The 26,172-nt window shown below is 71.7% G+C and carries 20 protein-coding genes; 9 read left to right on the forward strand and 11 right to left on the reverse strand.

The genetic code is table 11. From position 1 onward, the window contains the following. The first annotated feature begins 42 nt into the window (after positions 1 to 42). The 4 genes from ACG04Q_RS01905 (at position 43) to ACG04Q_RS01920 (ending at position 5,171) form a co-directional block, all read left to right on the forward strand. Positions 43 to 720, forward strand: a complete 678-nt coding sequence (locus ACG04Q_RS01905) for a Bax inhibitor-1/YccA family protein (RefSeq protein WP_394509117.1) — start codon at positions 43 to 45, stop codon at positions 718 to 720. 148 nt (positions 721 to 868) lie between these two features. Continuing rightward, positions 869 to 1,471: an exopolysaccharide biosynthesis protein gene (locus tag ACG04Q_RS01910; RefSeq protein ID WP_394509118.1), complete on the forward strand. Its 603-nt coding sequence runs from the start codon at positions 869 to 871 to the stop codon at positions 1,469 to 1,471. 92 nt (positions 1,472 to 1,563) lie between these two features. Beyond that, positions 1,564 to 3,282: an Hsp70 family protein gene (locus tag ACG04Q_RS01915; RefSeq protein WP_394509119.1), complete on the forward strand. Its 1,719-nt coding sequence runs from the start codon at positions 1,564 to 1,566 to the stop codon at positions 3,280 to 3,282. Then, a complete protein-coding gene (locus ACG04Q_RS01920; protein ID WP_394509120.1) occupies positions 3,279 to 5,171 on the forward strand; it encodes a hypothetical protein in 1,893 nt (630 codons plus the stop codon). The genes ACG04Q_RS01915 and ACG04Q_RS01920 overlap by 4 nt, the downstream gene beginning before the upstream one ends. On the opposite strand, the gene ACG04Q_RS01925 is transcribed toward ACG04Q_RS01920, so the two are convergent. Then, a complete protein-coding gene (locus tag ACG04Q_RS01925; protein ID WP_394509121.1) occupies positions 5,168 to 7,135 on the reverse strand; it encodes an OPT family oligopeptide transporter in 1,968 nt (655 codons plus the stop codon). The genes ACG04Q_RS01920 and ACG04Q_RS01925 overlap by 4 nt on opposite strands. A 123-nt stretch (positions 7,136 to 7,258) precedes the next feature. Here ACG04Q_RS01925 and icmF point away from each other — a divergent pair, with 123 nt between their 5' ends. Then, positions 7,259 to 10,549: a fused isobutyryl-CoA mutase/GTPase IcmF gene (gene icmF, locus ACG04Q_RS01930; RefSeq protein ID WP_394509122.1), complete on the forward strand. Its 3,291-nt coding sequence runs from the start codon at positions 7,259 to 7,261 to the stop codon at positions 10,547 to 10,549. Between the two features lie 42 nt (positions 10,550 to 10,591). Here the strand turns inward: icmF and ACG04Q_RS01935 are convergent, their stop codons facing one another. From ACG04Q_RS01935 to ACG04Q_RS01970, 8 genes are all read right to left on the reverse strand, one after another. Then, positions 10,592 to 12,121: a serine hydrolase domain-containing protein gene (locus ACG04Q_RS01935; protein ID WP_394509123.1), complete on the reverse strand. Its 1,530-nt coding sequence runs from the start codon at positions 12,119 to 12,121 to the stop codon at positions 10,592 to 10,594. 34 nt (positions 12,122 to 12,155) lie between these two features. Next, positions 12,156 to 13,547, reverse strand: a complete 1,392-nt coding sequence (locus ACG04Q_RS01940; protein ID WP_394509124.1) for a serine hydrolase domain-containing protein — start codon at positions 13,545 to 13,547, stop codon at positions 12,156 to 12,158. 40 nt (positions 13,548 to 13,587) lie between these two features. Continuing rightward, positions 13,588 to 14,574 carry a lytic transglycosylase domain-containing protein gene (locus ACG04Q_RS01945; RefSeq protein ID WP_394509125.1) on the reverse strand — a complete coding sequence of 329 codons (987 nt, stop codon included), beginning with the start codon at positions 14,572 to 14,574 and terminating at the stop codon, positions 13,588 to 13,590. Between the two features lie 124 nt (positions 14,575 to 14,698). Further along, on the reverse strand, positions 14,699 to 15,799 hold the full coding sequence (locus ACG04Q_RS01950) for an ABC transporter ATP-binding protein (protein ID WP_394509126.1): 1,101 nt from the start codon (positions 15,797 to 15,799) through the stop codon (positions 14,699 to 14,701). A 2-nt stretch (positions 15,800 to 15,801) separates the two neighbouring features. Continuing rightward, on the reverse strand, positions 15,802 to 16,611 hold the full coding sequence (locus ACG04Q_RS01955) for a carbohydrate ABC transporter permease (protein WP_394509127.1): 810 nt from the start codon (positions 16,609 to 16,611) through the stop codon (positions 15,802 to 15,804). Next, positions 16,608 to 17,474 carry a carbohydrate ABC transporter permease gene (locus ACG04Q_RS01960; RefSeq protein ID WP_394509128.1) on the reverse strand — a complete coding sequence of 289 codons (867 nt, stop codon included), beginning with the start codon at positions 17,472 to 17,474 and terminating at the stop codon, positions 16,608 to 16,610. Before ACG04Q_RS01960 ends, ACG04Q_RS01955 begins: the two co-directional genes overlap by 4 nt. A gap of 2 nt (positions 17,475 to 17,476) precedes the next feature. Continuing rightward, positions 17,477 to 18,835 carry an ABC transporter substrate-binding protein gene (locus tag ACG04Q_RS01965; protein ID WP_394509129.1) on the reverse strand — a complete coding sequence of 453 codons (1,359 nt, stop codon included), beginning with the start codon at positions 18,833 to 18,835 and terminating at the stop codon, positions 17,477 to 17,479. After that, complete coding sequence (locus tag ACG04Q_RS01970; protein WP_394509130.1) at positions 18,832 to 20,976, reverse strand: family 20 glycosylhydrolase; 2,145 nt, start codon at positions 20,974 to 20,976, stop codon at positions 18,832 to 18,834. The genes ACG04Q_RS01965 and ACG04Q_RS01970 overlap by 4 nt, the downstream gene beginning before the upstream one ends. A 103-nt stretch (positions 20,977 to 21,079) precedes the next feature. Between ACG04Q_RS01970 and ACG04Q_RS01975 the strand changes: the two genes are divergently transcribed. Both ACG04Q_RS01975 and ACG04Q_RS01980 read left to right on the forward strand, forming a co-directional pair. Beyond that, positions 21,080 to 21,448, forward strand: coding sequence for a DUF1801 domain-containing protein (locus ACG04Q_RS01975; protein ID WP_394509131.1), 369 nt, complete (start codon positions 21,080 to 21,082; stop codon positions 21,446 to 21,448). Continuing rightward, the gene (locus ACG04Q_RS01980; RefSeq protein WP_394509132.1) at positions 21,445 to 22,029 is read left to right on the forward strand and encodes a hypothetical protein; all 585 of its coding nucleotides are present in this window, start codon (positions 21,445 to 21,447) and stop codon (positions 22,027 to 22,029) included. The genes ACG04Q_RS01975 and ACG04Q_RS01980 overlap by 4 nt, the downstream gene beginning before the upstream one ends. Positions 22,030 to 22,124: 95 nt before the next feature. Here the strand turns inward: ACG04Q_RS01980 and ACG04Q_RS01985 are convergent, their stop codons facing one another. Next, on the reverse strand, positions 22,125 to 22,520 hold the full coding sequence (locus ACG04Q_RS01985) for a RidA family protein (RefSeq protein WP_394509133.1): 396 nt from the start codon (positions 22,518 to 22,520) through the stop codon (positions 22,125 to 22,127). 83 nt (positions 22,521 to 22,603) lie between these two features. Here ACG04Q_RS01985 and ACG04Q_RS01990 point away from each other — a divergent pair, with 83 nt between their 5' ends. Then, complete coding sequence (locus ACG04Q_RS01990; RefSeq protein ID WP_394509134.1) at positions 22,604 to 23,863, forward strand: alanine racemase; 1,260 nt, start codon at positions 22,604 to 22,606, stop codon at positions 23,861 to 23,863. Then, the gene (locus ACG04Q_RS01995) at positions 23,863 to 25,299 is read left to right on the forward strand and encodes an N-acyl-D-amino-acid deacylase family protein (protein ID WP_394509135.1); all 1,437 of its coding nucleotides are present in this window, start codon (positions 23,863 to 23,865) and stop codon (positions 25,297 to 25,299) included. Before ACG04Q_RS01990 ends, ACG04Q_RS01995 begins: the two co-directional genes overlap by 1 nt. A 286-nt stretch (positions 25,300 to 25,585) precedes the next feature. Here the strand turns inward: ACG04Q_RS01995 and ACG04Q_RS02000 are convergent, their stop codons facing one another. Next, on the reverse strand, positions 25,586 to 26,014 hold the full coding sequence (locus ACG04Q_RS02000; protein ID WP_394509136.1) for a hypothetical protein: 429 nt from the start codon (positions 26,012 to 26,014) through the stop codon (positions 25,586 to 25,588). Positions 26,015 to 26,172: the final 158 nt, after the last annotated feature.

A 26,172-nucleotide genomic window follows, 5' to 3' on the forward strand; every position in this document is an offset into this window, starting at 1 on the left:
CTGCCTACCCTGCAGCCGTCTTTCTCTCACTGGAGGTCTGCCATGCAAACCCGCCCCACCGCCCTGGCCGTGCCCTACGGGACGGCCCTTGACCGCGGCACCGCCCACCGCGTGCTGCGCAATACCTACGCGCTGCTGTCCATGACGCTGCTGTTCAGCGCCGCCGTGGCCGGCGCCGCCGTCGCGTTCAGCCTGCCTGCGCCGGGGCTGATCCTGACGCTGGTCGTCTACTTCGGCCTGCTGTTCGGCATCCACAAGCTGAAGAACCGCGGCGCCGCCGTGGGCCTGGTGTTCGCGCTGACCGGCTTCATGGGCTGGACGCTGGGCCCGCTGCTGACGCGCACGCTGGCGCTGCCGTCGGGCGGCCAGGCCGTCATGCTGGCGCTGGGCGCCACCGGCGCCGTGTTCCTGGCGCTGTCGGCCTACGCGACGACCACCAAGCGCGACCTGTCGTGGATGGGCGGCTTCCTGTTCGCCGGCATGATCGTCGCGCTGCTGGCGGGCCTGGCCGCGGTGTTCTTCCAGATCCCCGCGCTGGCGCTGACGGTCTCCGCCGTCGTCGCCCTGCTGTCGGCCGGCCTGATCCTGTACGAGACGCAGCAGATCGTGAACGGCGGCGAGACCAACTACGTGCTGGCCACGGTCAGCCTGTTCGTCTCCATCTTCAACCTTTTCACCAGCCTGCTCAGCCTGTTCGGCTACGGCAGCTCGGACGACTGATGCCCCTCGTCCGGCCTCACCCTGCTGAACGTGGGCGATCCCAGCCGGTCCCCCGCGGGGACGGCGATGCACGCGGCATCGAGCCGCGTGCACATCACCGGACGGGCCGGCTTGGGAGCGGCCCTGCGCTCGGCCCGGAGCGCGTGGCATGAACATCCGTGACCTGGCCTCCCGCCTGCGCGACACCGCCGGCCAGTTACCGCCCGGCCCCGTACCGCTGGCGGCGCTGGCCGAGGCGCACGGCGGCGCCTGGCAGGCCAGCCTGCTGGTGCTGCTGGCGGCGCCCTGCCTGCTGCCCATCCCGGGCGTGGGCAGCGTGCTGAGCATCGGCCTGGCGCTGCTGGGCCTGACGCTGTGGTGGCGGGCGCCCCACGCCGACCTGCCGGCGCGGCTGGGCCGCCTGAGCCTGCCCAGCGAAGGCGCCTCGCGCGGCCTCGCGCTGATGGCGCGCTTCTACGACCTCGTCCACGGCCTCACGCGCCCGCGGCTCACGGCGCTGGCGGGTCCGTCTTCCCGCTGGTGGCTGGGCCCGATGACGCTGGTGATGGCGCTGCTGATCTTCCTGCCCATTCCGTTCGGCAACCTGCTGCCGGCCATGTCGCTGATGCTGGCCGGCGTCGCGCTGGCCGCGCGCGACGGCCTGCTGATGCTGGCCTCGCTGACGATGGGCGCCGGCGCGCTGGCGTCGTCGGCCGCGCTGCTGATGCTGGGCTGGCAGGCCTGCCTGGCGCTGCTGGGCCTGGCGGCCTGACACCGCCCCGCGCACGCGGGATCGGCCCGGCCCGGGACGGGCCTGCGGGGCAGTAGCATCCGCCGCCATAAAAGGGATGGCGGGAGGCCCCGGTGATCATCGGCATTGATCTTGGAACGACCAACAGCCTGGTCGCCGTCTGGCGCGACGGCCGTGCGCAGCTGATTCCGAACGCGCTGGGCGAGGTGCTGACGCCGTCCTGCGTCAGCCTGGATGCCGATGGCTCCGTGCTCGTCGGCCGCCCGGCCGTGGAGCGGCTGCAAAGCCACCCCGAGCGCTCCGCTGCCCTCTTCAAGCGCCACATGGGCAGCAGCCGGCTGACGCGGCTGGGCACGCGCGAGTTCCGGCCCGAGGAGCTGTCCGCACTGATCCTCAAGGCCTTGAAGGCCGACGCGGAGGCCTTCCTCGGCGAGCCCGTCACCGAGGCCATCGTCACGGTGCCGGCCTATTTCTCGGACGCGCAGCGCAAGGCCACCCGCGCCGCCGGGCAGATCGCCGGCCTGAGGGTCGAGCGGCTGCTGAACGAGCCCACGGCGGCGGCGCTGGCCTACGGCCTGCACCAGCGCGAGGCGGAATCGCGCTTCCTCGTCTTCGACCTGGGAGGCGGCACCTTCGACGTGTCCGTGCTGGAGCTGTTCGACGGCGTCATGGAGGTGCGGGCCTCGGCCGGCGACAACTTCCTGGGCGGCGAGGACTTCGTCAACAGCCTCATCGACACCGCCTTCGAGCGCCTGCAACTGCCGGCCGCGCTGCGCCAGGACGAAACCTTCATGGCCCGCCTGCGCGCCGAGACCGAGGCGGCCAAGCGGCTGCTGAGCCTGCAGGCCTCGGCCACCATCCAGGTGCGCCAGGGCGATGTGCTGCACCGGCTGGACATCGACGAGGCGCTGCTGGAGCAGACCTGCGCACCGCTGTTCAAGCGCCTGCGCCTGCCCGTGGAGCGGGCGCTGCGCGACGCCGGCCTGCGCAGCAGCGACCTCGACGCCATCGTGCTGGCCGGCGGTGCCACGCGCATGCCACTGGTGCGGCGGCTGGTGACGATGATGTTCGGCCGCTTCCCGTCCACCGAGCTGGACCCGGACCAGGTGGTGGCCATGGGCGCCGCCGTGCAGGCCGGGCTCAAGGCCCGCGACGCCGCGCTGAACGAGGTCGTCATGACCGACGTGGCGCCCTACTCGCTGGGCGTGGAGGTGGGCATCTGGCTGGACGCCCGCACGGCATCCCAAGGGCATTTCGACCCCATCATCGAACGCAACAGCACGGTGCCCATCAGCCGCGTGAAGCAGTACATCCCGCAGGCGGCGGGCCAGGCCCGGCTGGAACTGCAGATCTACCAGGGCGAGTCGCGCATGGTGCGCGACAACATCCACCTGGGCAGCCTGACCGTGCCGCTGCCACCGCAAGCGACGGTCCAGGAGTGCGCCGTCGACGTGCGCTTCACCTACGACGTCAACGGCCTGCTGCAGGTGGACGCCACGGTGCTGAAGACGCAGCAGACCCACAGCCTGCTCATCGAAGGCAACCCCGGCCTGCTCAGCGAGAGCCAGATCGCCGAACTGCTGCGCGCGATGGCGGAGCTGAAGATCCACCCCCGCGACCAGCTGGAGAACCGCACCGTGATGGCCCGCGCCGAGCGGCTGTACGAGCAGCTGCGCGGCATGGAGCGTGAGCATCTGGGGCTGCAGGTGCTGGGCTTCGAGCGCACGTTGGCGTCACAGAACGACCGCAGCATCGTGCCCGCGCGCCGCGCGCTGAACGAGCTGCTGGATGCGCTGGAGCGCCACAGCACCCTCGACCAGGAGTCGACGTGAGCACGCCGCTCGACGACGCCCTGGCGCAGCTGGGGTTGCGCCCCGACGCGGACGCGCGCAGCGTGCGGCGCGCCTACGCCCAGCAGCTCAAGCGCATCGACCAGGCCACCCAGCCCCGCGAGTTCCAGTCCCTGCGCGAGGCCTACGAACTGGCGCTGCACGCCATCACCCGGCAGGAAGCCGAGCGGGCCGCCCCGGCGCAGGACGCGGAGCCCACCTCGCCCCCGGCCGAGGTGGACCGCCCTGCCGCCCCTGCCGCAGCGCCTGCGCCGACGGTCATCCCGCCGCAGGACAGTGCCGACCTGGCCCGGGCCGTGTTCGGCGCGTTCGCGGAGCGCGCCAGCGCCGCCTTCAGGGACGAGGAGGATGCCGCGACCGCGCTGCGGGACGCGCTCGCCGACGACCGGCTGCTCAACCTCGAGGCTCGCACGCTGTTCGAACTGCAGGTGGCACACCTGCTCATGAGCGGCTGGCAGCCGGGGCACGAGTTCCTGTTCGACGCTGCCTGCGAGGCCTTCCACTGGGAACGCGACCGCCGGCATCTGCGCGTGTTCGGCGATCTGGGCGCCGCGCTCGACGCCGCGATCAACGAGAAGCTGATCTTCTTCCAGCAGACCCCCGACCTGCAGCTCAACGTCATCCGCCGGCTGCGCGAGCGGGAGATGCCCTCGGTCGCACTGCGCCAGGCCGACCTGCCGCTCGTGCAGGTCATGGTGCAGCGCTACCCCAACTGGCTGCGGCTCGTCACGTCGCAGGCCAACATCAACAACTGGTTCCGCGAACTGCCCGAGCGCGTTGCAACCGTCGCCACGCGAGGCGAAGTGCCCGCGCAACCCCTGGCCGCGCACGAGCGCGGCTGGAAACCCGCGCCAACGCTGACGCCGTGGTTCCTCGTGCTGATGGCGGTGTTCATGCTGGGAAAGCTGTTCAGCGCATCCCCACCCAGCTATGCGCCCCGGCCCGACCTCGGACGCCCGCTCGCGACCGCGCCCAGCGGCCCGCCCATCGCCACCTGGCCACCCCCGGGTGTGAGCGTGCTGCCAGGCGAGCCCTCGTTCAGCGGCGACACCTCACGCCCGCACAAGCCGCTGTACGACCCGCCGCCCTCGGCCAACGATTCGCCATCCCGTGCCTACGATCCGGGCGCGCAGCTCGTCTTCCTGGGCAACGTGACCTTCAGCCGGCGTGCCGGCCAGGTGACCGTGGACGACGTGGACGAACGCAGCCGCCGCGGCAGTTCGTCGCTCAAGCGTGGCGATCGGCTGGAGGACTGCCCGGACCTCGACAGCCGCATCCCGTTCGTCTTTTTCATCGAAACGTCGCGCTGCGGCACTGAGAAAAGCATTGACCAGAAAACCGGCGCCGTCAGCTACACGTTCCGTGTGCTGCGCAACGGCAAGAGCCTGATGGCATCGCTAACGATGCCGCCATCACCCGCGGCTGCGCAACAGTCGCCAAGCCTTGAGGTCACAACGCCAACGGCAGCGACTGCGGCAGCGGACAGTCACCCGTCGACAAAAGTACGGCACCTTGAAGTCGATGAAACGGCGCAGATCGGCCATGTAACGTTTATCGGCAGCAGCGGTGGTGTGGTCGAAGTAGCGAAGCTGGGCAAACCCACTCACCTTAGCGACAGCACGCTGAGGCCCTGGGATCGGGTGCTTCGTTGTCTGTCGGGGGCCCACGCCTACAAACCCATCAACCTGCCTGCGGAAACCAAACGCTGCGCCGTCGCCAACGACGGGCATGCGGAACCTGGCATCACGACGTACATGTTCCGAGTGGCGAGGAATAGCCAGGTTGTCACCGCGTCGTTAACTCTGCGCGACGCGCCGAACGATGCCGCGTCCAGCACCGCAACGCCCTTGCGATCCGATACATCCAACTAGCGCCCGAGCAACCAGCGATACAGCCCCACGCCGATGCCCGCGAAGGCCAGCAGCCCCAGCACCTGGCCCGCCGTCGCAAAGCCCTCGCCCACCAGCGCCAGCGGCGCGCCGTTGCCGGAGAACACGACGACGGCTGCCAGCAGCACGCCCAGCAGGCTTTCACCGACGATGAGGCCGGAAGCCATCAGCACCCCCAGCTGCTTCGTCGCCTCGGGGTCGCGGCGGCGCTCGGCGGCGCGCTCGAACAGCCAGCCGGCCACGGCGCCGACGACGATGGTCAGCGTGCTGTTCAGCGGCAGGTAGATGCCCAGGCCCACGGCCAGCGGCGCCAGGTGCGCCCGGCCGCCGCTGCCGCGCTTCAGCAACTCGTCGACGACGATGCAGGCGCCGCCGATGGTCGCACCGATGCCGATCAGCTGCCAGTCCAGGTCGCCCTGGATGACGCCGCGGGCCAGTGCCGAGATCAGCGCGGCCTGCGGGGCGGCCAGCGCCTTCTTCTCGTCGGCGCCCGGCGCGCCGGCGAAGCCGTAGGCCTGGTTCAGCAGGTCCAGCACAGGCGGGATGACCAGGGCGCCGGCGACGACGCCGATGATGAGCGCCAGCTGCTGCCGCCACGGCGTGGCATCGACGAGCTGGCCGGTCTTCAGGTCCTGCAGGTTGTCGTTGGAGATGGTGGCGACGGCGAACACGACCGCGGTGACGAACAACGCGAAGGCCACCAGCGCCTGGCCGGTGGACGCCGGCAGCAGCGGCTTCACGACGAGCGCCAGCAGCAGCGACACGCCGATGACGACGAGGATGCCCACGCCCGACAGCGGGCTGTTGGACGAGCCGATCAGCCCGGCCATGTAGCCGCAGACGGCGGCGACGAAGAAGCTCATCAGCAGGATGTAGACGAGGCCGCCCACGACCAGCAGGCTCAGCTGCTCGCCCAGGCCCGCCGCGCCGGCGAAGCTCGCCAGCATGGCGCCGATGGGCAGCATGCAGGCCAGCGTGACGAGGCCCACGGTGCCCAGGGGGATGTCGCGCTCGTTGCGCGGCAGCGTGTCGGCCCGGCCGGCCTTGCGCACGCGTGCGGCCTGGGCGGCGGAGCGCAGGCCGGTGACGACCGGCCGGGCCAGCTTGACGAGCGTCCAGATCGCCGCGACGGCGATGCAGCCGGCGCCGACGAAGCGCACCTTCTTGCTCCACGCGAACAGCGCCACGGCCTCGGCCGCACCGTCCACGCCCTGCGTCAGCAGCGGCACGCCGCCCAGCCAGGCGATGCAGGCGCCGACGAGGATGGCGATGCCCACCCACAGCCCGACGAGGTGGCCCACGGCCAGCAGCGCGAAGCTGAAGTTCAGGTCGTACCCCGTGGTGCCGCCCTTCTCACCGGGCAGGCGGAAGTACTGCGCCAGGTTGGCCGCGAACAGCTGCGTCGCGACGACGACGCTGAAGCCCGCCGACACGACACCGCCCATGACGATGGCCGCCAGGCCGCGGCGGTTGCTGTCGCCGGCGCCAGTGGCGTGCCCGACCTTGAGCACCTCGGCGCAGGCCACGCCTTCCGGGTAGGGCAGCGGCGAGTTCGTGACCAGCGCGCGGCGCAGCGGGATGGAGTACATGACGCCCAGCACGCCGCCCAACGCGCACAGCGACGCCGACATCCAGTACGGAAAGCCGGTCCACCAGCCGATCATGACCAGGCCCGGCAGCACGAAGATGATGGACGACAGCGTGCCGGCAGACGACGCGATGGTCTGCACGATGTTGGTCTCGCCGATGGAGTTGCCCGCCGCGCGGCGCAGCAGCGCCATTGCGATGACGGCGGCCGGGATGGACGTCGCGAACGTCAGGCCGGCCTTCAGGCCGAAGTAGACGTTGGCGGCCGTGAAGACCAGCGTGATGAGGATGCCCAGCGCGATGCCGCGCCAGGTCAGTTCGGTACCCAGGTCGGGCGGGGTGGGCGATGAGGTGCTCATGGATCAGCGGGTGGAACGCCGGCTGTGGCGCGGTGCGCATCATCCGCGCAGACGTGGAACATCCTCAATTGACGTTAACGTCAATTGGCCGCCTAGAATCCGGCAACGATCAAGGAGACAGCCATGACCGATCTCGCCGCTGACCACAAAGCATTGGCCGAGTACCGCCCGACCCACAAGGTCCGTTTCGTCACCGCCGCCAGCCTGTTCGACGGGCATGACGCCGCCATCAACATCATGCGGCGCATCCTGCAGGGCATGGGCGCCGAGGTCATCCACCTCGGGCACAACCGCTCGGTGGACGAAGTCGTCACCGCGGCGCTGCAGGAGGATGCGCAGGGCATCGCCATCAGCTCCTACCAGGGCGGGCACGTCGAGTACTTCAAGTACATGGTGCAACTGCTGAAGGAGCGCGGCGGCGCGCACATCCAGGTGTTCGGCGGCGGCGGCGGCGTCATCGTGCCGGCCGAGATCCGCGAGCTGGCCGAGCACGGCGTGCGCATCTTCAGCCCCGAGGACGGCCAGCGCATGGGCCTGCAAGGGATGATCGGCGAGATGGTCATGAAGGCCGACCAGGACTTCAGCGTCCACGCGCCGAAGTCGCTGGACGCCATCACCGGCCACTCGGAAGCCGCCTGGCGGTCCCTCGCCCAGCTGCTGACGGCGCTGGAGAACGGCAAGGCCGACGGATCAATAGTCGACGCGCTGCGGGCCCAAGCCAGAGACATCAAGACGCCCGTGCTGGGCATCACCGGCACCGGCGGCGCCGGCAAGTCCAGCCTGACGGACGAACTCATCCGCCGCCTGCGGCTGGACCAGGGCGACCAGCTGCGCGTGGCGTTAATCTCCATCGACCCGTCGCGCCGCAAGAGCGGCGGCGCGCTGCTGGGCGACCGCATCCGCATGAACGCAATCAGCCCGTGGAGCAGCGGTTCGCGCGTGTTCATGCGCTCGCTCGCCACGCGCGATTTCGGCAGCGAGATCTCGCCCGCGCTGCCCGACGTCATCGCCGCGGCCAAGGTGGCGGGCTTCGACCTCGTCATCGTCGAGACCTCCGGCATCGGCCAGGGCGACGCGGCCATCGTGCCGCTGGTGGACGTGCCCATGTACGTGATGACACCCGAGTTCGGCGCCGCCAGCCAGCTCGAGAAGATCGACATGCTGGACTTCGCCGAGTTCGTCGCCATCAACAAGTTCGACCGCAAGGGCTCGCTGGACGCGCTGCGCGACGTCGCCAAGCAGGTGCAGCGCAACCGCGAGGCGTTCGGCCAGTCACCCGAGACGATGCCGGTGTTCGGCACCATGGCCAGCCGCTTCAACGACGACGGCGTCACCGCGCTGTACCAGGCACTCAAGGTGCGCCTGGGCGCGCTGGGGCTGCCGCTCACCGAGGGCCGGCTGCCGCGCGTGGACACGCGCCACAGCACGCACCAGACGCCCATCGTGCCGCCGGCCCGTGTGCGCTACCTGGCGGACATCAGCGACACCGTGCGCAGCTACAAGGCCCGCGCCCGCCGCCAGGCGGCGCTGGCCCGCGAGATCCAGCAGCTGGACGCCAGCCGCGCGATGCTGGAAGCCGCCAACCCCGAGAAGAACGGCGCCCGCAGCGCGCTGGCGGAACTCGCCGAACAGCGCCGCGCCAGGCTGGACGGCGATGCCCGCCAGCTGCTGGCGCAGTGGCCCGACATGGTCAAGGCCTACGCCGGCGACGAGTACGTCGTGAAGATCCGCGACAAGGAGATCCGCACGGCGCTGGTCACGCAGAGCCTGTCGGGCACCAAGATCCGCAAGGTCGTGCTGCCCACCTACGAATGCCACGGCGAGCTGCTGAAGTGGCTGATGCTGGAGAACGTGCCCGGCAGCTTTCCGTACGCCGCCGGCGTGTTCGCGTTCAAGCGCGAGGGCGAGGACCCGACCCGCATGTTCGCCGGCGAGGGCGACGCCTTCCGCACCAACCGCCGCTTCAAGCTGGTCAGCGAAGGCATGCCGGCCAAGCGCCTGTCCACGGCCTTCGACTCGGTCACGCTCTACGGCGCCGACCCGGCCCCGCGGCCGGACATCTACGGCAAGGTCGGCAACAGCGGCGTGTCCATCGCGACGCTGGACGACATGAAGGTGCTGTACGACGGCTTCGACCTGTGCAACCCGAGCACCAGCGTGTCGATGACGATCAACGGCCCGGCGCCGACCATCCTCGCGATGTTCATGAACACCGCGGTGGACCAGAACCTCGCCAAGTTCAAGGCCGACAACGGCCGCGAGCCCGCCGCCGACGAAGCCGCCAAGATCAAGGACTGGGTGCTGGCCAATGTGCGCGGCACGGTGCAGGCCGACATCCTGAAAGAAGACCAGGGCCAGAACACCTGCATTTTCTCGACCGAGTTCTCGCTGAAGGTGATGGGCGACATCGCCGAGTACTTCGTGCACCACAACGTGCGCAACTTCTACTCGGTGAGCATCTCGGGCTATCACATCGCCGAGGCCGGCGCCAACCCGATCTCGCAGTTGGCGCTGACGCTGTCCAACGGCTTCACGTTCGTGGAGGCCTACCTCGCGCGCGGCATGCACATCGACGACTTCGCGCCCAACCTGAGCTTCTTCTTCAGCAACGGCATGGACCCGGAGTACACGGTGCTGGGCCGTGTCGCGCGCCGCATCTGGGCCGTGGCCATGCGCGACCGTTACGGCGCCAACGAACGCAGCCAGAAGCTGAAGTACCACGTCCAGACGTCAGGCCGCAGCCTGCATGCGCAGGAGATCGCGTTCAACGACATCCGCACAACGCTGCAGGCGCTGATCGCGATCTACGACAACTGCAACTCGCTGCACACGAACGCATTCGATGAGGCGATCACGACGCCCACCGAGGACAGCGTGCGCCGCGCGATGGCCATCCAGCTCATCATCAACCGCGAGTGGGGCCTGGCCAAGAACGAGAACCCGAGCCAGGGCGCGTTCATCATCGACGAGCTGACCGAGCTGGTGGAGGAAGCCGTGCTGCAGGAGTTCGAGCGCATCAGCGAACGCGGCGGCGTGCTCGGCGCGATGGAGACCGGCTACCAGCGCGGCCGCATCCAGGAAGAGTCGATGCACTACGAGATGCTGAAGCACACCGGCGAGTACCCCATCATCGGCGTCAACACCTTCCGCAACCCCAAGGGTGACCCGGTGCCGGAGCACATCGAGCTGGCGCGGTCGACGGACGCGGAGAAGCAGTCGCAGCTGACGCGCCTGGCGGACTTCCACGCCCGCCACGCCGCCGAGGCGCCAGCCATGCTGGCCCGCCTTCAGCAGGCCGTCATCGAGAACCGCAACGTGTTCGAGGTGCTGATGGACGCCGTGCGCGTGTGCTCGCTGGGCCAGATCACCGGCGCGCTGTTCGAGGTGGGCGGGCAGTACCGGCGCAGCATGTGACGGACTTACCCGCTCGCCGGGCCGGCAGGTTCGCGCGCCGGCTCAGCGGCCGGCCGTTCCGCGAAACCTCGCGCCCGGGATGACCTGCGAGCGTTCGGACAAGCTCACGTCGACATCGTCGCCGGTGAACCTCAAGCGCATCCGGTAGGCATTGATGCCGCCGACTTCGTCGTACTCCAGCGTGAAGCTGTCGTCGCTCTTCCACGCGCCGCTCACGGCCACCGGAAGGCCACCACGGCCGGCGGGAGACACGCGCGCCACCCCGCCCATGCCAATGGGCCGGGGGCCATCGCGCCGGTCACCGATGCCCAGCTCCAGTTGCGGGTCGGCCGTGCCGGAGAACGTCAGCACCAAGGACTTCAGGTTCAGCGGATTGGCGGCGAGGGCATACCGCCTGCCGGAAATTCGCTTGGCCAGCAACGGCATGTAGGCCGCCGGGCGCGGTGGCGCGGCCGCCGCGCTCACCGCGGCCGCCAGGCGGGCCACGCCGGAGGGGTTGTCCGGCAGTGGCTGGTCCGACTTGAGGGCACGCCAGATGAAGGGGCCGATGTCGCCCGGCTCGAACTCCCCGCCCGTGAACACGACCACCAGGCCCTTCTCCGGCACGACGGCGATGCGCTGGCCACCGCGGCCGACCGCCTCGAACTCCGCCGGCCGCCGGTCCGCATGCAGCCACAGGCCGTAGCCGTACGCCTGGCCCGAGTTCGGCGGCTGCGCCTGCGGCTGGATGGCCGCGGCCATCCAGTCCCCAGGGACGATCTGCCGATCTTCCCAGCGGCCGTTGTTCAGCCACAGGTAGCCCAGCTTGGCCATGTCGCGTGGCTGCAGCCGCAGATCGCCCCAGCCATGGGAGATGCCCTGGCCATCGGCCGGCCAGACGGCGTTGGCGATGCCCAGCGGCGCGAACAGCTCGCGCTGCGCGAACGCCAGTGCGCTGACGCCCGTCGCCTTCGTGATCGCCGCGGACAGCAGATGCATGCCGCCCGAGCAGTACTCGAAACGGCGCCCGGGTTCGTCGCGCATCGGCAGATCCAGCATGAACTGCGTCCAGTCCGGGCTTGACCTCATCTGCCGGAGCGTGGCCTCGGCGGGAGCGGCCTGGCAGTCCAGCCCCGAGGTCATCGACATCAGATGCTGGAGCGTCATCCGCCGCTTGCGGTCGTCCAGGTGTGCCATGGCCTGCCCGTTGAACAGCGAGGGCAGCGTCTGCGATGTCCCTGTGAAAGCCCGTTGACCGACCGCGATGCCGGCCAGCGTCGTGATGACGGATTTGGTCACCGACGCCACGTCGTGCAGTTGCCCGTTCTCGAACGGCCAGAAGTACGCGTCCAGCACGAGATGGCCGTTGCGGACGATGGTGAGGCTGTGGACTCGCGTGCCGTGATCGCGGATGTGGTCCAGCGCCTCCGCCAGCGCGTCGGCGTCCAGCCCCTGGGCTTCCGGCGACGATTGGCGCCACCCGTGGGTTGGCCAGTGCACCGGCTGCGAGCAGGCGTGGGGCACGCCCGCCAACCCCAGCGCCGCGGCCGCCGCCATGACGAGTGCCAGCTTGCGTCGCGCCGCGTTCCGCATGACTTCTCCCATCCTGCGCTGCGTTGGACCGCGCCTACGCCGCGAAGCGCAGCACCAGCCGCCGCCCCGCCACGTCCACGCGCACGCTGCCATCCGCCTGCGCGCGCCAGTCGGCCAGGCCGATGGGCGTCACCAGCGCGGCGCGGGCCAGGTCGTCCTGCAGGCCGATGACCACCAGCTTGTCGGCGGCCGGCTGCGGCCCGGGGTTGACGACCGGGGCCAGCGCGGCCGGCAGGCTCAGCTCGCCGCGGCAGCGGCCGTCGGCGTCACGGCGAAAGCGCGCCGTGCCCTGCACCGGCGCACCGTTCAGCTCGCCGTCGAACCGCGTGGCCTGCAGCGGGCAGGCCCGCGGCGCCAGGCCGGCGACGGCCGGGCGGAACGGCGCACTGATCAGCTCGGCGCTGCGCTCGATGGCGGAGGTCCACATCGCGTTGGACAGCAGGCTGACGCTGGTGGCGGCCTCGGGCCACAGCAGCAGCACGCTGCGCGCGCCCAGCGTGACGCCGGCGTGGTGGACGGTGCGCCGGCCGTCGGCGTCGCTGTCCAGCCTCCAGCCAAAGCCCATGCGGAAGCCGCGCTCGCCCACCGGCTGGCCGGCGTTGTTGAGCACCGGCTGCCACATCCAGTCGCGCGTGGCCGGGTCGACGACGCGGCCCTGCAGCACGCGCCCGCCCCATTCGGCCAGCGCCGGCGCGCTGGCGGCCAGGCCGGCACCGCCCCAGCTGTAGCTGTAGTCGTGCGCCGGCGCGGGCTGCACGCCGGCCTTGGTGTATTCGTAGGCCCGCGACATCGCGGCCGAGCGGTCCGTCTCGTCCGGCCCGATGGCCAGCCCCGGCGCCACGCGCTCACGCAGCAGCGTGAGGTAGGGCTGGCCGGCGGCGCCCTCCGCCGCGGCGGCCAGCAGCGTGTAGCCCCAGGACGAGTAGAGATAGGCCGTGCCCGGCGCCGACTTGGGCTCGCGGCCCTTCAGTTGCACCAGCGACTCGCGCGCCGTTGCGTAATGCGTGCCGCCGCGCATCGCGTCGCGCCATTCGTAGTGCGGCATGCCGCTCAGGTGCGCGGCCAGCAGCCGCGGCGTGGTGGCGGCCCAGGTCTTGTCCAGCTCGGGCAGCAGCGCGCCGACGGGCTGGTCGACCGCCAGCTTGCCCTGGGCCTTCAGCTGGGCGGCGGCCGTGGCGGCGAACAGCTTGGAGACGCTGGCCAGCCGGAAGCGCGTGTCCGCCTGCACGGGCAACTGGGCCTGCACATCGCGCCAGCCGCTGGTGCCCTGCCAGCGCAGCCGGCCGTCCTGCCAGACCGCCGCGGACATGCCTGGCACGCCGCTGGCGTCGCGCAGCGCGTCCAGCAGCGCCTGGGCGTGGCGTTCGGGGCTGGCCTGCGCGTGGGCGGCCAGGACGAGCAGCGTGACGGCGAGCGGCTTGTGCATGGCGGCCGATTCTGGGCGGCGGCCCGCACCGTGCCGAAAGTCAACGCGCCTGGATGACCTGCATCTGCGCCTTCACGCGCTGCAGCATGGGCGATGCCCCGGTGACCTTGGCGTCGAACGGGTGCAGCCGCTGGCCGCCCACGGCCGCCATGATCTTGCGCACATACAGCCGCGTCTCGGCGTAGGGCGGCACGCCGAGGTAGCGGTCCACCGCACGCTCGCCGGCGTTGTAGCCGGCCAGCGCCAGCATCACGTCGCCCTCGAAGTAGGCCAACAGCCAGCGCAGATAGGCCATGCCGCCACGGATGTTCTGCGACGGGTCGCGCAGCCGGATGACGTTGAAGCGCGCCGCCGTGTCGGGCATCAGCTGCATCAGGCCTTGCGCCTTCTTGGGCGACTCGGCCAGCGGGTCGAACCCCGACTCCTGCGCCATGACGGCCAGCACCAGCGCGGGCGACAGCTGGTACTCCGGCGCCACCAGCTTCACGTAGTTGACGATGGCCGGCGGCGCCTGCGCGGGCAGCGGCAGCGTAGCCCACAGCGACACCGGCTTGGCGCCGCGCTGCGCCACGGGCGGCGGCAGCACGGGCGCGGGGTCGGTCTCGGGCGGGCGCAGGCAGGGCGGCGGGTCGCCCAGCGGCGTGCCGCCCATGCGGTCCAGCATGTTCTGCGCCTGCTCCATGCCCTGCTCGGCCGCGGCGGCAAACATGTGGGCCGCCTCGGCATCGTTGCGCTGGATGCCGCGCGCGTTCGTCAGCATCCAGCCCAGGCTGTACTGCGCCTCGGCGTCGCCGTAGCGCGCGGCGCGGCAATAAAGCTTGGCGGCGGCCACCTCGTTGCGCGGCACCCCGTCGCCATACTCCAGCGCCTTGGCCTCCTGGCGCCAGCGCTCCACCTGCGCCGGCACGACGGGGCCACGCTCGCCGGGCGGCATCGTGGGGCGGGGCAGCTGCTCCAGCGTCAGCGCGGGAGGCTGCGCCTGGGCCACGGCAGCAACAAACAGCAGAGGCAACAGCGGGGCGCGCACGGGTCGGTCGTCAGGGATGGGCAGGGGCCGGAAGTCTAGACGGAGCCATGCCCCCGCTCGACCCGCGCATCGAGCCGCTGGCCCGAGCCCACCGCAAGACACGCCGCAGGGAGCGGGACGCCGGCTACAAGCGCTCGCCGGTTTCCGCGTCGAACACCAGCAACGCCGCCTCCGGCAGCCGCAGCGTCACCACCTCGCCCGCCTGCAACGCCGGCCAGCCCGCGCAGCGCCAGTGCAGCCGGTGCTCGCCGAGCTGCAGCTGCACGAGGCTGTCGACGCCGGTGGGCTCCACCAGCAGCACCGGCGCCTGCAGTGCCAGCGCGGCACCGCCCTCTTCCACGCGCACCGACTCGGCACGCCAGCCCAGCAGCAGCGGCCGGCCCAGCAGGCGTTCGCGCGGCAGCGGCAGTGCCGCGGGCCGCCAGCTCATCGCGCCGGCGCCCTGCAGCGTCAGCGTGAACTCGCCCTCGGGCTCCAGCCGTGCGGGCAGCAGGTTCATCGGCGGGCTGGCCAGGAACTGCGCGACGAACAGGTTGGCCGGCCGCTGGTAGACCTGCTGCGGCGTGCCCAGCTGCTGCAGCCGGCCGGCCTTCAGCACGGCGATGCGCTGGCCCAGCGTCATCGCCTCGGTCTGGTCGTGCGTCACGTAGACGGCGCTGCGGCCGACGCGCTGGTGCAGCAGCTTGATCTCGCTGCGCATCTCGGCGCGCAGCTGCGCGTCGAGGTTGGACAGCGGCTCGTCGAACAGGAACAGCCGCGGCTGGCGCGCCAGCGCCCGACCCATGGCCACGCGCTGGCGCTGGCCACCCGACAGCTGCGCGGGCCGGCGCGCCAGCAGCGCCTGCAGCTGCAGCATGCGCGCCACCTCCTGCACGCGGGCCTCGCGCTTCGCGCGCGGCCAGCCCTGCATCTCCAGGCCGAAGCCGATGTTCTCGGCCACGCTCATGTGCGGGTACAGCGCGTAGTTCTGGAACACCATCGCGATGTCGCGCTCACGCGGGCTCAAGGCCTCGATGCGCCGGCCGTCCAGCGCGATCTCGCCGCTGCAGTGCGGCTGCAACCCGGCGATGGCGTTCAGCAGCGACGACTTGCCGCAGCCCGACGGCCCCACGAGGATGAGCATCTCGCCCGCGTCCAGCTGCAGCGTGATGTCGTCCAGGATGGTCTGCTGCCCGACGCGCCGCGTGAGCCCGCTGATGCGCAGGCCGCTCTCTTCTTCTGTCATTGCTAACCCTTCACGGCACCCGCGACCAGGCCCCGTGTGAAATGCCGTCCTGCGAGCAGATAGACGATCAACGTCGGCGCCGCCGCCAGCAGCGCCGCGGCCATCTCCAGCGGGTAGGCGCGCGCGCCGGTCTCGGTCTGCGCACTCAGCTGCGCCAGCGCCGCCGTGATGGGCCGCGCGTCCTCGGGCCCGAAGACGAGGCCGAACAAATACTCGTTCCAGATCGTCGTGAACTGCAGGATCAGCACGACGACGAAGATGGGCCGCGACAGCGGCAGCACGACACGCCACAGCAGCCGCCAGAACCCGGCGCCGTCAAGCCGCGCGGCCTGCAGCAGCTCGTCGGGGAAGGCCAGGAAGTGGTTGCGGAAGAACAGCGCCAGCGGCAGGCTGTAGATGACGTGGATGGCGATCAGCAGCGCGAGCGAGCGCTCCAGCCCGAGCCGCGCCATCGTGATGGCCAGCGGCAGCAGGTAGACCTTGATGGGCAGGAAGAAGGCCAGCACCAGCAGCAGGCCCACCCAGCGCTCGCCACGGAAGCGGAACTTGCACAGCACGAAGCCGTTCAGCGCCGCCAGCAGCGCCGACAGCCCCACCGCCGGCACGGCCAGCATCAGGCTGATGCCGAAGCTGCCCGACAGCTTGTCCCACGCCAGCCGCCAGGCGGCCAGGCCCGGCTCGCGGGGCAGCGACAGAAAGCCCTGCTGCGCCTCGGCCACGCCCTTGAAGCTGTTCATCAGCATCAGCAGCAGCGGCAGCGCGATGACCAGCGCAGCCAGGCCGGCCAGCAGGTACAGGAACAGCCGCTTCATGCCGCCACCTTGCGGCGCGAGCGCACCACCGCGTAAGGCAGCGCAATGCTGAGCACCATCATCACCAGCACCATCGCGCTGGCCGCGCCCAGGCCCAGCCGGCTGCGCTCGAACGCCATCTGGAACATGTAGAACGCCGGCAGCTCGCTGGACTGCCCCGGGCCGCCCTCGGTCAGCACGACGACGAGGTCGAAGGTCTTGATGGCCGCCGGCAGCAGCACCAGCAGCGCCGACGCGAGGCTGGGCCCCAGCTGCGGCAGGATGACGCGCCTGAGCAGCCGCCAGCCCGACGCGCCGTCCAGCCGCGCGGCCTGCAGCATGGACTCGTCGATGCCGCGCAGCCCGGCCAGGAACAGCGCCATGACGAAGCCGGTGATCTGCCACACGGCCGCCACCACCAGCGCATAGACGGCCATGTCCTCCTGCGCCAGCCAGTCCCAGCGGAAGCTCGTCCAGCCCCAGCCGCGCACGGCCTCGGCGAGGCCTTGCTCCGGGTCCATCAGCCAGCGCCAAGCGCTGCCGGTCACGACCATGGACAGCGCCATCGGGTGCAGCCACACCCAGCGCAGCAGGCCCTCGCCGCGCAGCTTCTGGTCCAGCAGCAGCGCGAGTGCCAGGCCCAGCAGCAGCGGCAGCACGACGAAGCCGGCGCCGAAGCGCAGCAGGTTCCACAGCGCCGCCTGCCAGCGCGGGTCCAGCAGCAGGCGCTCGTACTGCTTGAGGCCGACGAACTCGGTGCTGGGCAGCAGGTTGGAGCGCGTCAGCGACAGCCAGCCCGTCCACAGCAGGAAGCCGTAGAAGAACACGGCGCCGACGAGCAGCAGGGGAACGAGGCACGCCAGCGCGGTGCGTCTTTCGCTCACGGTCAGTCTCGCTGTCTCAGGGCCTGGGCCAGGCGCGTCTGCGCCTGCTGGGCCGTCATGCGCTCGCTGGCCCAGTAGGCCGACAGCACGTCGCGCAGGCTGCCGTAGGCGCTCTCGCCCTGGCGCGCGCTTAGCGCCAGTACCAGCTCGCCGCGCGCCTCGCCGGCGCGGAAGTCCGCCGCCGAGCGCTGCGCGCAGGTGTTGAAGTCCGACAGGTCGGCGTCGCGCCGCACCGGGATGCCACCTTTCAGGCGCGCCAGCCGCGTCGACGTCTCGGGCTGCAGCAGCAACCCGGCCAGGCGCTGCTGCGCGCCCAGCCGCGCCGGCTGCGCGAAGAACACCAGCCGGTCGAACTCGAAGTAATGCAGGCCGCCGTTGCCGGGCGCGGCCGTGCAGTCGTAGTCCACGCCGGGCGTCCAGCCGGCCTTCTGGAACTCGCCGTTGGCCCAGTCGCCGGTGAACTGGAACACGGCGCGGCCCTGCAGCAGCAGCGCGGTGGCGCCGGCCCAGTCGCGGCTGACCTGGCCGGCGTCGGTGTAGGCCTTCAGCGACCGGAACTCGGCGAGCAGCGCTCGCATGCGCTCGCCCGCCAGCAGCGCCGGGTCGGCCTGCACGAGGGCGCGCTCGAAGAAGTCACGCCCGGCGCGGCCCAGCACCACGGCCACGAACAGGCTGAGCTTCTGCCCCGCCGAGCTGCCGATGGCCAGCGGCAGCAGGCCGTGCGCGCGCAGCTGCGCGGCGGCGCGGTGGAAGGCGTCCCAGTCCTGCGGCACGGCCAGGCCGTGGGCGCGCAGCAGGCGCTGGTTGCTCCACAGCGTGTTGAGGCGGTGCACGTTCAGCGGCACGGCGGCGGGCTTCTGGCGCGCGTCGCGCAGCTCGCTGGCCACCGCGTGCGGCAGCGCGGCGAATTGCGCGTTGACGTCGGCGCCCAGGTCGGCCAGCGGCACGGCTTCGGCCCACACGCGCAGCGGCTTGTCGGTCTGCGCGAGGGTCGGCGGGTGGCCCGACAGGAAGCGCGCCTTCAGCAGCGTGTTGGCGTTGGACGCACCGGCCACGGCAGTCGTCTTCAGGTCCACGCCGCCACGTTGCGCGGCGGCTTTCAGCTCGCCCACCATGGCGGCCTCGCTGCCGGCCGTCCAGCCGTGCAGCAGCTCCAGGTCGGCGGCATGCGCGCTGCCGGCCAGCAGCAGCGCGACGGCATGCCAGCGCAGCACTCGGGCCGAGCGCCGGGCCGCTCCCAAGCCGGCCCGGCTGGCGATGTGCGAGCCGGTCGATCCGGCACGCATCGCCATCCCCTCGGGGGATCGGCCGGGCGCGCCCGCGTTCAGCGGGGCGCGGCAGGACGAGGGGCGGTCGTTCATGACAGCGCGTCCAGCCGGCGCTGCAGCGGCTGCACGAGTGCGGGCAGCATCTCGTCGACCAGCGCGGCGCCTTCGTGCAGGCGCTGCTGCGCGTCGGGCGGCACGCGCCCGGCCCACAGCGCCTGGCCCAGGTCGAACAGGTCGGTAAGCGTGTCCAGCAGCGGCAGCGCGGGCGCGAGGCGGGGCGCTGCCAACAACGCGCGCCAGGCGGGCAGCTGTTCCTGCGCCACGGCCAGCGCGATCAGCCATGCGGCTGCGTCGTCCTGCAACGCCGCCATCAGCGGGCTCTCGGCCGGCAGCGCGTCGGCCAGGCGGTCCAGCGCCTCGCCCTGGTGGTAGGCCTGCGCGAGCTTCTTGGCGTGCTGGCGCGCGTAGCCGGCGCCGGGCTCCAGCCACTGCGCCAGCGCGCGCAGGCTGGCGCGGGCGACGGGGTCGGGGCACAGCGCGTCGAACAGCGGCGCGGTGGGGTCGGTCGGGATGCGGCCGGTGGCCACCAGCCAGTGCTGCGCCGCCTGCAGCCGCACGGTCAGCGCCCGCTCGTCGTCGGGGTCGCTCCACAGCCGCTCGGCCACGGCCAGTGCGCGCGGCCACAACCGCAGCGGCAGCTGCGGCGCCTCCACCAGCTCGCCCCACAGCGCGGCCTCGCCGCCCAGCAGCGGCGTGGCCCTGCCGCCGGCGTCGGCGGGCCAGTCGGGCGCGTCATCGCGCAGCGGCTGCCAGTGGCAGCGCTGGCGCCCCGCGTTCACGCGCAGCCAGCCGCGGCCGGTCTCGTCGGGGCCCCACAGCTCCAGCTCGCCGAGGTCGCTGTCGACCTGCAGCCGCCACGGGCCCGCGCCGGGCACCACGCGTGGCGCCAGCCATTCGTCCAGCGTGCCGGTGCTGCGCAGGTGCAGCCGTGCATCGGCGCCGTCCAGCCACAGTCGGCCGTCGACCTGCCAGGCGCCGAGCGTCGCCCGCAGCGACCAGCCCTCGGCTTGCGAAGACGGCGCGGCAGGCCGGGCCGGCACGCGCATCGGGCGGCGCCAGTGGTAGGCGGCGGGGTGGATCTGGTCCAGGTAGAAGCCGGCGCTGCGCAGCCGCCCGGCCAGCCCCGGCGGCGCCAGGCGCAAGGCCTCGTCGCCACGCCAGCACTGCAGCAGGCTGCCGACCGGCAGCGCGGTGGACTGGCCCATCTCGTCCCACGCCACCAGCCGCCGGCCGTGGCGCTGCAGCACGTCGCCCACGCGGGCCAGGTAGGCCGACTGCAGCTCTGCGAGCGTGGTGCCGCACTGCTCGGCCAGGCGGGCCCAGGCGGCGGGGGCGAGTTCGTCGCCGCCGAGGTGGACGAAGGGGTCGGGGAAGACCTCGGCCCACTCGCCCAGCAGGCTGTCGAGGAAGGCATAGAGCGCGTCGCTGTCGGGGTTGACCGCCGCGCCAAACACGCCGAAGCCGGGCTGCGGCGCGGTGGGCGCCGGTGCGCACAGCAGCTCGGGGCAGGCCAGGCCCAGCGCCCAGCAATGGCCGGGCAGGTCCAGCTCGGGCACGACGCGGATGCCGCGCGCGGCGGCCTCGTCGACGAGGCGGCGCGCCTGGTCCAGCGTGTAGAAGAACCCGCCGCTCGCGCGCTCGTGCAGCTGCGGGTGGCGGGCGGACGCCAGCCGCCAGGCCTGGTCGTCCGTCAGGTGCCAGTGCAGCACGTTCAGCCGCGCGGCGGCCATGCCGTCCAGCAGGCCCAGCAGCGCATCGAACGGCAGCGGCCGGCGCGCCACGTCCACCAGCAGGCCGCGCCAGGGGTGGCGGGGCGCGTCGTCGATCTGCAGCGCCGGCAGCGCGGCCAGGCCGGCCGTGCGGGCCTCATGCCACAGCTGCGACAGCGCATGCAGCGCGTGGCTCACGCCGGCGGGCGTGGCGGCCTGCACGCGCACGACATCGGCCGTCACGCGCAGCCGGAACGACTCGTCATCGCCCAGCTGCGGCCTCCGCGGCGCCAGCGCGGGCAGCGCCAGCCGCGCGGCGCCGGGGCCGTCATCGGCCGGCAGCAGCGCGCGCCAGGCGGGCGGCACATCACGCAGGCCGCGCACGGCCGGGCCGGCACCGGGCAGCAGGGTCAGGGCTTGCGGCTGGGGCAGCAAAGCGGCAGTGATCGACGGCGCGGCGGGCATGCAGCGATCATGGGCCGCCTCGGCTAGGCGCGACCTCAAGCCCATCTGAAGGTTGTCTCAAGAGGGGAGCGGCCAGAATGCCGCCACGCACGCAGGAGCCGCCATGACCGAATCCCCCGCCCAGCTCATCGACGCCAAGATCGCCGCCCTCGGCGACTGGCGCGCCGACACGTTGACGCAGCTGCGCCAGCTCATCCTCGCCGCCGATGACGGTGTCATCGAGACGTGGAAGTGGGACGGGCCCGTCTGGGAATGCGGCGGCATCCTGTGCACCGGCGAGACCTACAAGGCCAAGGTGAAGCTGACCTTCCCGCACGGCGCGGCGCTGGCCGATCCGAAGGGGCTGTTCAACGCCAGCCTCGAAGGCAAGGTGCGCCGCGCCATCGACTTCGGGCCGCAAGACAAGGTCGATGCGGCGGCGTTCCAGGCGCTGATCAAGGCGGCGATGAAGTTCAACGGGGACAAGCGTTGAGCACCCGCACGCTGGGCCTCGCCGCTGCGCTCCTGCTGACGGTGCCGCCACTCGCACGGGCCGCCACCGACGACATCGCCGTGCCCGACGGCTTCGTGCTGCAGCCGCTGGTTGAGACCGACGGGCAGATTGCCCGGCCGAAAGACTGGTTCTTCTCGAGCCAGGGCACGCCCAGCGGCTGGTTGTGGACATTCTCCAAGGAGGACCCCGCGAAGGGCCCCTACAAGACCGGGTTGCGCATCCAGCTGTTGGCGGGCGTCGCTCAGGGCACGGGCAAATCGCGGGAGCAGTTCGTGCAGACGTTCATCGCGGGCAAACGCTCGACGTCGCAGGTGGTGCGTACCTGTCCCGCCAGCGAGATCGGCGACTTCCATCGCCAATGCCTCGAAGTGCTGGAGCCCGCACAGCCGCCGTCTGCGAAAGGCCAGTTCCGCGTCCTCTACTCGCTGATGTGGGGCAAGGAGCTGGACATGGTGGTCGTCAGCACGTTCGGCGCACCACCGCAGGACTGGCAAGCCGTGGCGCCCATCGCCGACGCGATGGCCGCGTTCAGGATCATCGGCCCCAGGTTCGGCCAGTGATGCCGGCATCGGCTTGTTGACGCGGCCGATTTGAGGACGGCTCGGCCTTGCTCGATCCCGGCCGTCTCCCCGACAGGTTCAAGCAGCGCAGCGCCCTAACCCGCCGGCCGGCAAGCCACCACATCGATCTCCACCCTGGCTGGGATCATCAGCCGCGACTCCACGGTGGAGCGCGCCGGCTTGCCGCCGGGGAAGTAGCCCATGTAGACCCGGTTGAAGGCGCCGAAGTCGCGGGCGTCTTCCAGCCACACGGTGGCCTTGCAGACATCGGCCAGCGTGGCGCCGGCCAGCGCGAGCGCGGCCTCCAGGTTGGCGAACACCTGGCGCGTCTGCGCCTCGATGCCGCCGTCGACGATGTGGCCCTGCGCATCCACCGGCACCTGGCCGGACACGTAGACGAAATCGCCCGCGCGCACGGCCGGGGACAAGGGGCGGGGCTGGCGGTCGCTGGCGGTGGGCTCGGCGCCGAGGAAGGTCAGTGGAGAGGTCATGGCGCGGCAGTCTGGTGCGCCGCAGCGGCGCGCGCAAGCGGCGCCTTTAGACGACCTTCAGACAGCGGCGCGATGATGCTGCGATGAACCCCGCCGACACACTGGGCCCCTGGCTCAAGGGCTTTCCCGCCACCCAGGCGCCGCTGCCGCTGGCCGACGTGGCGCAGCGCGGCTGGCGGCTAGAAGACCTGCCCACGCCGCTGGCCGTGGTGCGCCAGGCCGCGCTGGCGCACAACATCGACTGGATGCAGCGCTTTGCGACCGAGCGCGGCGTGCAGCTCGCGCCGCACGGCAAGACGACGATGAGCCCGCAGCTGTTCCGCCGCCAGCTGGACGCCGGCGCCTGGGGCCTGACGTTTGCCAACGTGCACCAGCTGCGCCTGGGCCTGGCTGCTGGCGCGCGTCGCGCGCTGATCGCGAACCAGCTCGTCAGCCGCGCCGACCTGGCCGAGCTGCTGGCGCTGCGCCGCGCGCATGCCGGGCTGGAGCTGGCGTTCTTCGTCGACTCGCCGGCGCAGCTGGACCTGATCGCCGCGCACTGGCGCGAGCTGGGCGCGGGCGAGGCGAAGCTGGACGTGCTGATCGAGCTGGGCACCACGCGCTGCGGCGTTCGCGAGCACGCGCCGGCACTGGCGCTGGCGCGCGCGTTGAAGCACCACCCGGCGCTGCGGCTGCGCGGCATCGGCTTCTACGAGGGCCTGCAGGTGCTGGGCGAGACCGGCCCCGACACGGCGCTGATGCAGCAGTGGCAGGCGCGCGTCGAGGCGCTGCTGGCCGACATCGAGGCCGAGGGCCTCATCGCCGTGCAGCCGCTGTGGCTCAGCGGCGGCGGCTCGGCGCTGTTCGACCTCGTCGCCCCGGTGCTGCAGGGGCGGCCCGGCCCCACACCGAGACTGGGCCTGCTGCGCTCGGGCTGCTACGTGTGCCACGACCATGCGCACTACGGCCGCTACGTCGGCGTCATCGACCAGCGCCTGGGCGGCGCCAGCCTTCAGCCCGCGCTGGAAGTGTGGACGCAGGTGCTGTCCACCCCCGAGCCCGGCCTGGCGCTGCTGAACGCCGGGCGGCGCGATGTGTCGTTCGACCAGGGCTGGCCGCTGCCCGTGTGGCGCGTGGAGCACGGCCGGCGCACGGCGGCGCACGCCGGCTGGCAGGTCACCGGGCTGAACGACCAGCATGCCTACCTGCGCTGGGACCCGCTCGAATGCGATGGCCCGGCCGTGGGCGAGCGTGTGGCGCTGGGCCCGTCGCACCCCTGCACCACCTTCGACAAATGGGCGTGGCTGGCCGTCGTGGACGAGGACGACCGCGTCGTCGACGCGATCACGACGCACTTCGCGTGATGCTGCTGCAGGGCGCGCTGATCGTCGACGGCAGCGGCGCGCCGGGCTGGACGGGCGACCTGCTGATGGCCGGCGAGCGCATCGCCGCGCTGGGCCCGCGCCTGGACGTCGACGCCGCCGTTCCGCGCCGCGACTGCCGCGGCCTGGTGCTGGCGCCCGGCTTCATCGACGCCCACAGCCACGACGACGCCGCGCTGCTGACCACGCCCGCGATGACGCCCAAGCTCACGCAGGGCGTGACGACCGTCGTCACCGGCAACTGCGGCCTGTCGCTGGCGCCGCTGGTGACGGCCGACCCGCCGCCGCCGCTGAACCTGTTGGCGCGCGAACACTTCCGCCACGCATCGTTCGCCGCCTGGCGCGCCGCCGTGGACGCCGCCCGGCCCGCCGTCAACGCCGTGGGCCTGGTGGGCCACACGGCGCTGCGGCTGCGCTGCCTGGCCGACCTGTCGCGCCCCGCCACGCCCGCCGAGCGCGGCGCCATGTGCGCGCTGCTGGACGATGCGATGCGCGAAGGCGCGGCCGGGCTGTCCTCCGGCACGTTCTACGCCCCCGCCGCCGCAGCGGACAGCGAAGAACTGCTGGCCCTGGCCCGCGTCGCCGCGCGCCACGGCGGCGTCTACGCCGTGCACCTGCGCGACGAGATGGCCGGCGTGCTCGGCGCCATCGCCGAGGCCGCCGACTGCGCCCACGCGGCCGGCCTGCCGCTGGTGATCTCGCACCACAAATGCGCCGGCCGCGCGCAGTGGGGCCGCAGCCTGCAGACGCTGGCGCTGATCGAGCGGCTCAGCCAGCGCCAGGCGCTGGGGCTGGACGTCTACCCGTATCTCGCTGGTTCCACCGTGCTGCGCGAGGACCTGGCCGACGGCGCGACGCCCATCCGCCTGACCTGGAGCGAGGCCCACCCCGAACTGGCCGGCCGCTGGCTGGCCGACATCGCCCGCGACTGGGGTTGCAGCGAACCCGCGGCCGTGGCGCGGCTGCAGCCCGGCGGCGCCTGCTACTTCCAGATGTGCGATGCCGACGTGGACCGCATCCTCACGCACCCGCTGGCCATGATCGGCTCCGACGGCCTGCCGCACGACCGCTTCCCGCACCCGCGGCTGTGGGGCGCCTTCCCGCGCGTGTGGGCCCACTACGGCCGCGAGCGCGGGCTGCTGACGCTGGAGACGGCCGTGCACAAGATGACCGGGCTGACCGCACAGCGCTTCGGCCTGCGCGACCGCGGCCTGCTGCGCGCGGGCGCCGCGGCCGACCTCGTGCTGTTCGACGCCGACACACTGGCCGACCGCGCCGACTACGGCCAGCCCAGCGAGCCTGCGACGGGCATCGCGGCCGTGTGGGTCAACGGGGCACTGGCGCTGGACGGCGGCGCGCCGGGCGCGCGGGCGGGGCGGGTGCTGGGGAGAGTTCAGGGGCTGCGCGGCGGCGAGTAGGCCGCCGGTCCGGCCCGCCGCGCGGTGCCGGGTCCATCGGCGAGCGCCGATTGCTGCAGTCCGGACCGGAGACGACGACAGACGGCTGAGCCCTGGGTGGAAGTTCACTCATCCGATGCGGGCCCGTGGCTCGACGCCGGTCATGGCGACTCACGATGTGCCTTGGCAGCGGGCGCTACCGACTCGGAGCGGTCCTCCGATCGATCGAATTCGCAGCCTGAAAGCCGTCGTTCAGCGGCTCGATGCAAAGGAATCTGCAAAGCGGGTCGCGCCCCACCTTACATGACTACGCGTTGCTCTCGCGCTTGACGCTGACCTTCTTGAACGGAGTTTCCCTTCCACGAGCAGCCGCGCCCCCGGCAGAGAAAGAAAGGTTCTGCTCTTTGTAGAAGTGCAGCGACACGCCTCGGACGTAGGGGAACTCAACCAGTGCTTGACGCGCGAGCGTCTCGATAGTGCCAATGTCTTCGGGGGTCGTGATTTCGTACAGGACGATGGTCGGATGCCGGTCCGAACCGGGTGAGGAGTAGTAGATCTTGCCCTTGCCCGTACGCCCGACCACCCGCCGGTCGTCGAACCGTCCATACCCGTCTGCGATGTAGCGGCCAACTGCGTTTGCGGCATCGACGTCTGGCCCACCTGGAATATGGGTAGTACACCAGCCCAGATATGCCAACGGCAGCAATGCGATGAGCACGAGCAAACGATTCAGCATTTCGGGAGATCTAGCGCGTTGTAGACCGAAGGGTCGCACCTGTGGTGCCTATGTTGTGCAGTGCCAATTTCATGCTCCAAAGGCTACTCGCTCAAATCGCAGATGCGTATCGCAACACGCCGGAGGCGCACGACGATCTACGGCCGGTATCGCTTCTT

This window comes from Pelomonas lactea (assembly GCF_043555885.1).
GTDB classification, from domain to species: Bacteria; Pseudomonadota; Gammaproteobacteria; order Burkholderiales; family Burkholderiaceae_C; genus Pelomonas; species Pelomonas lactea.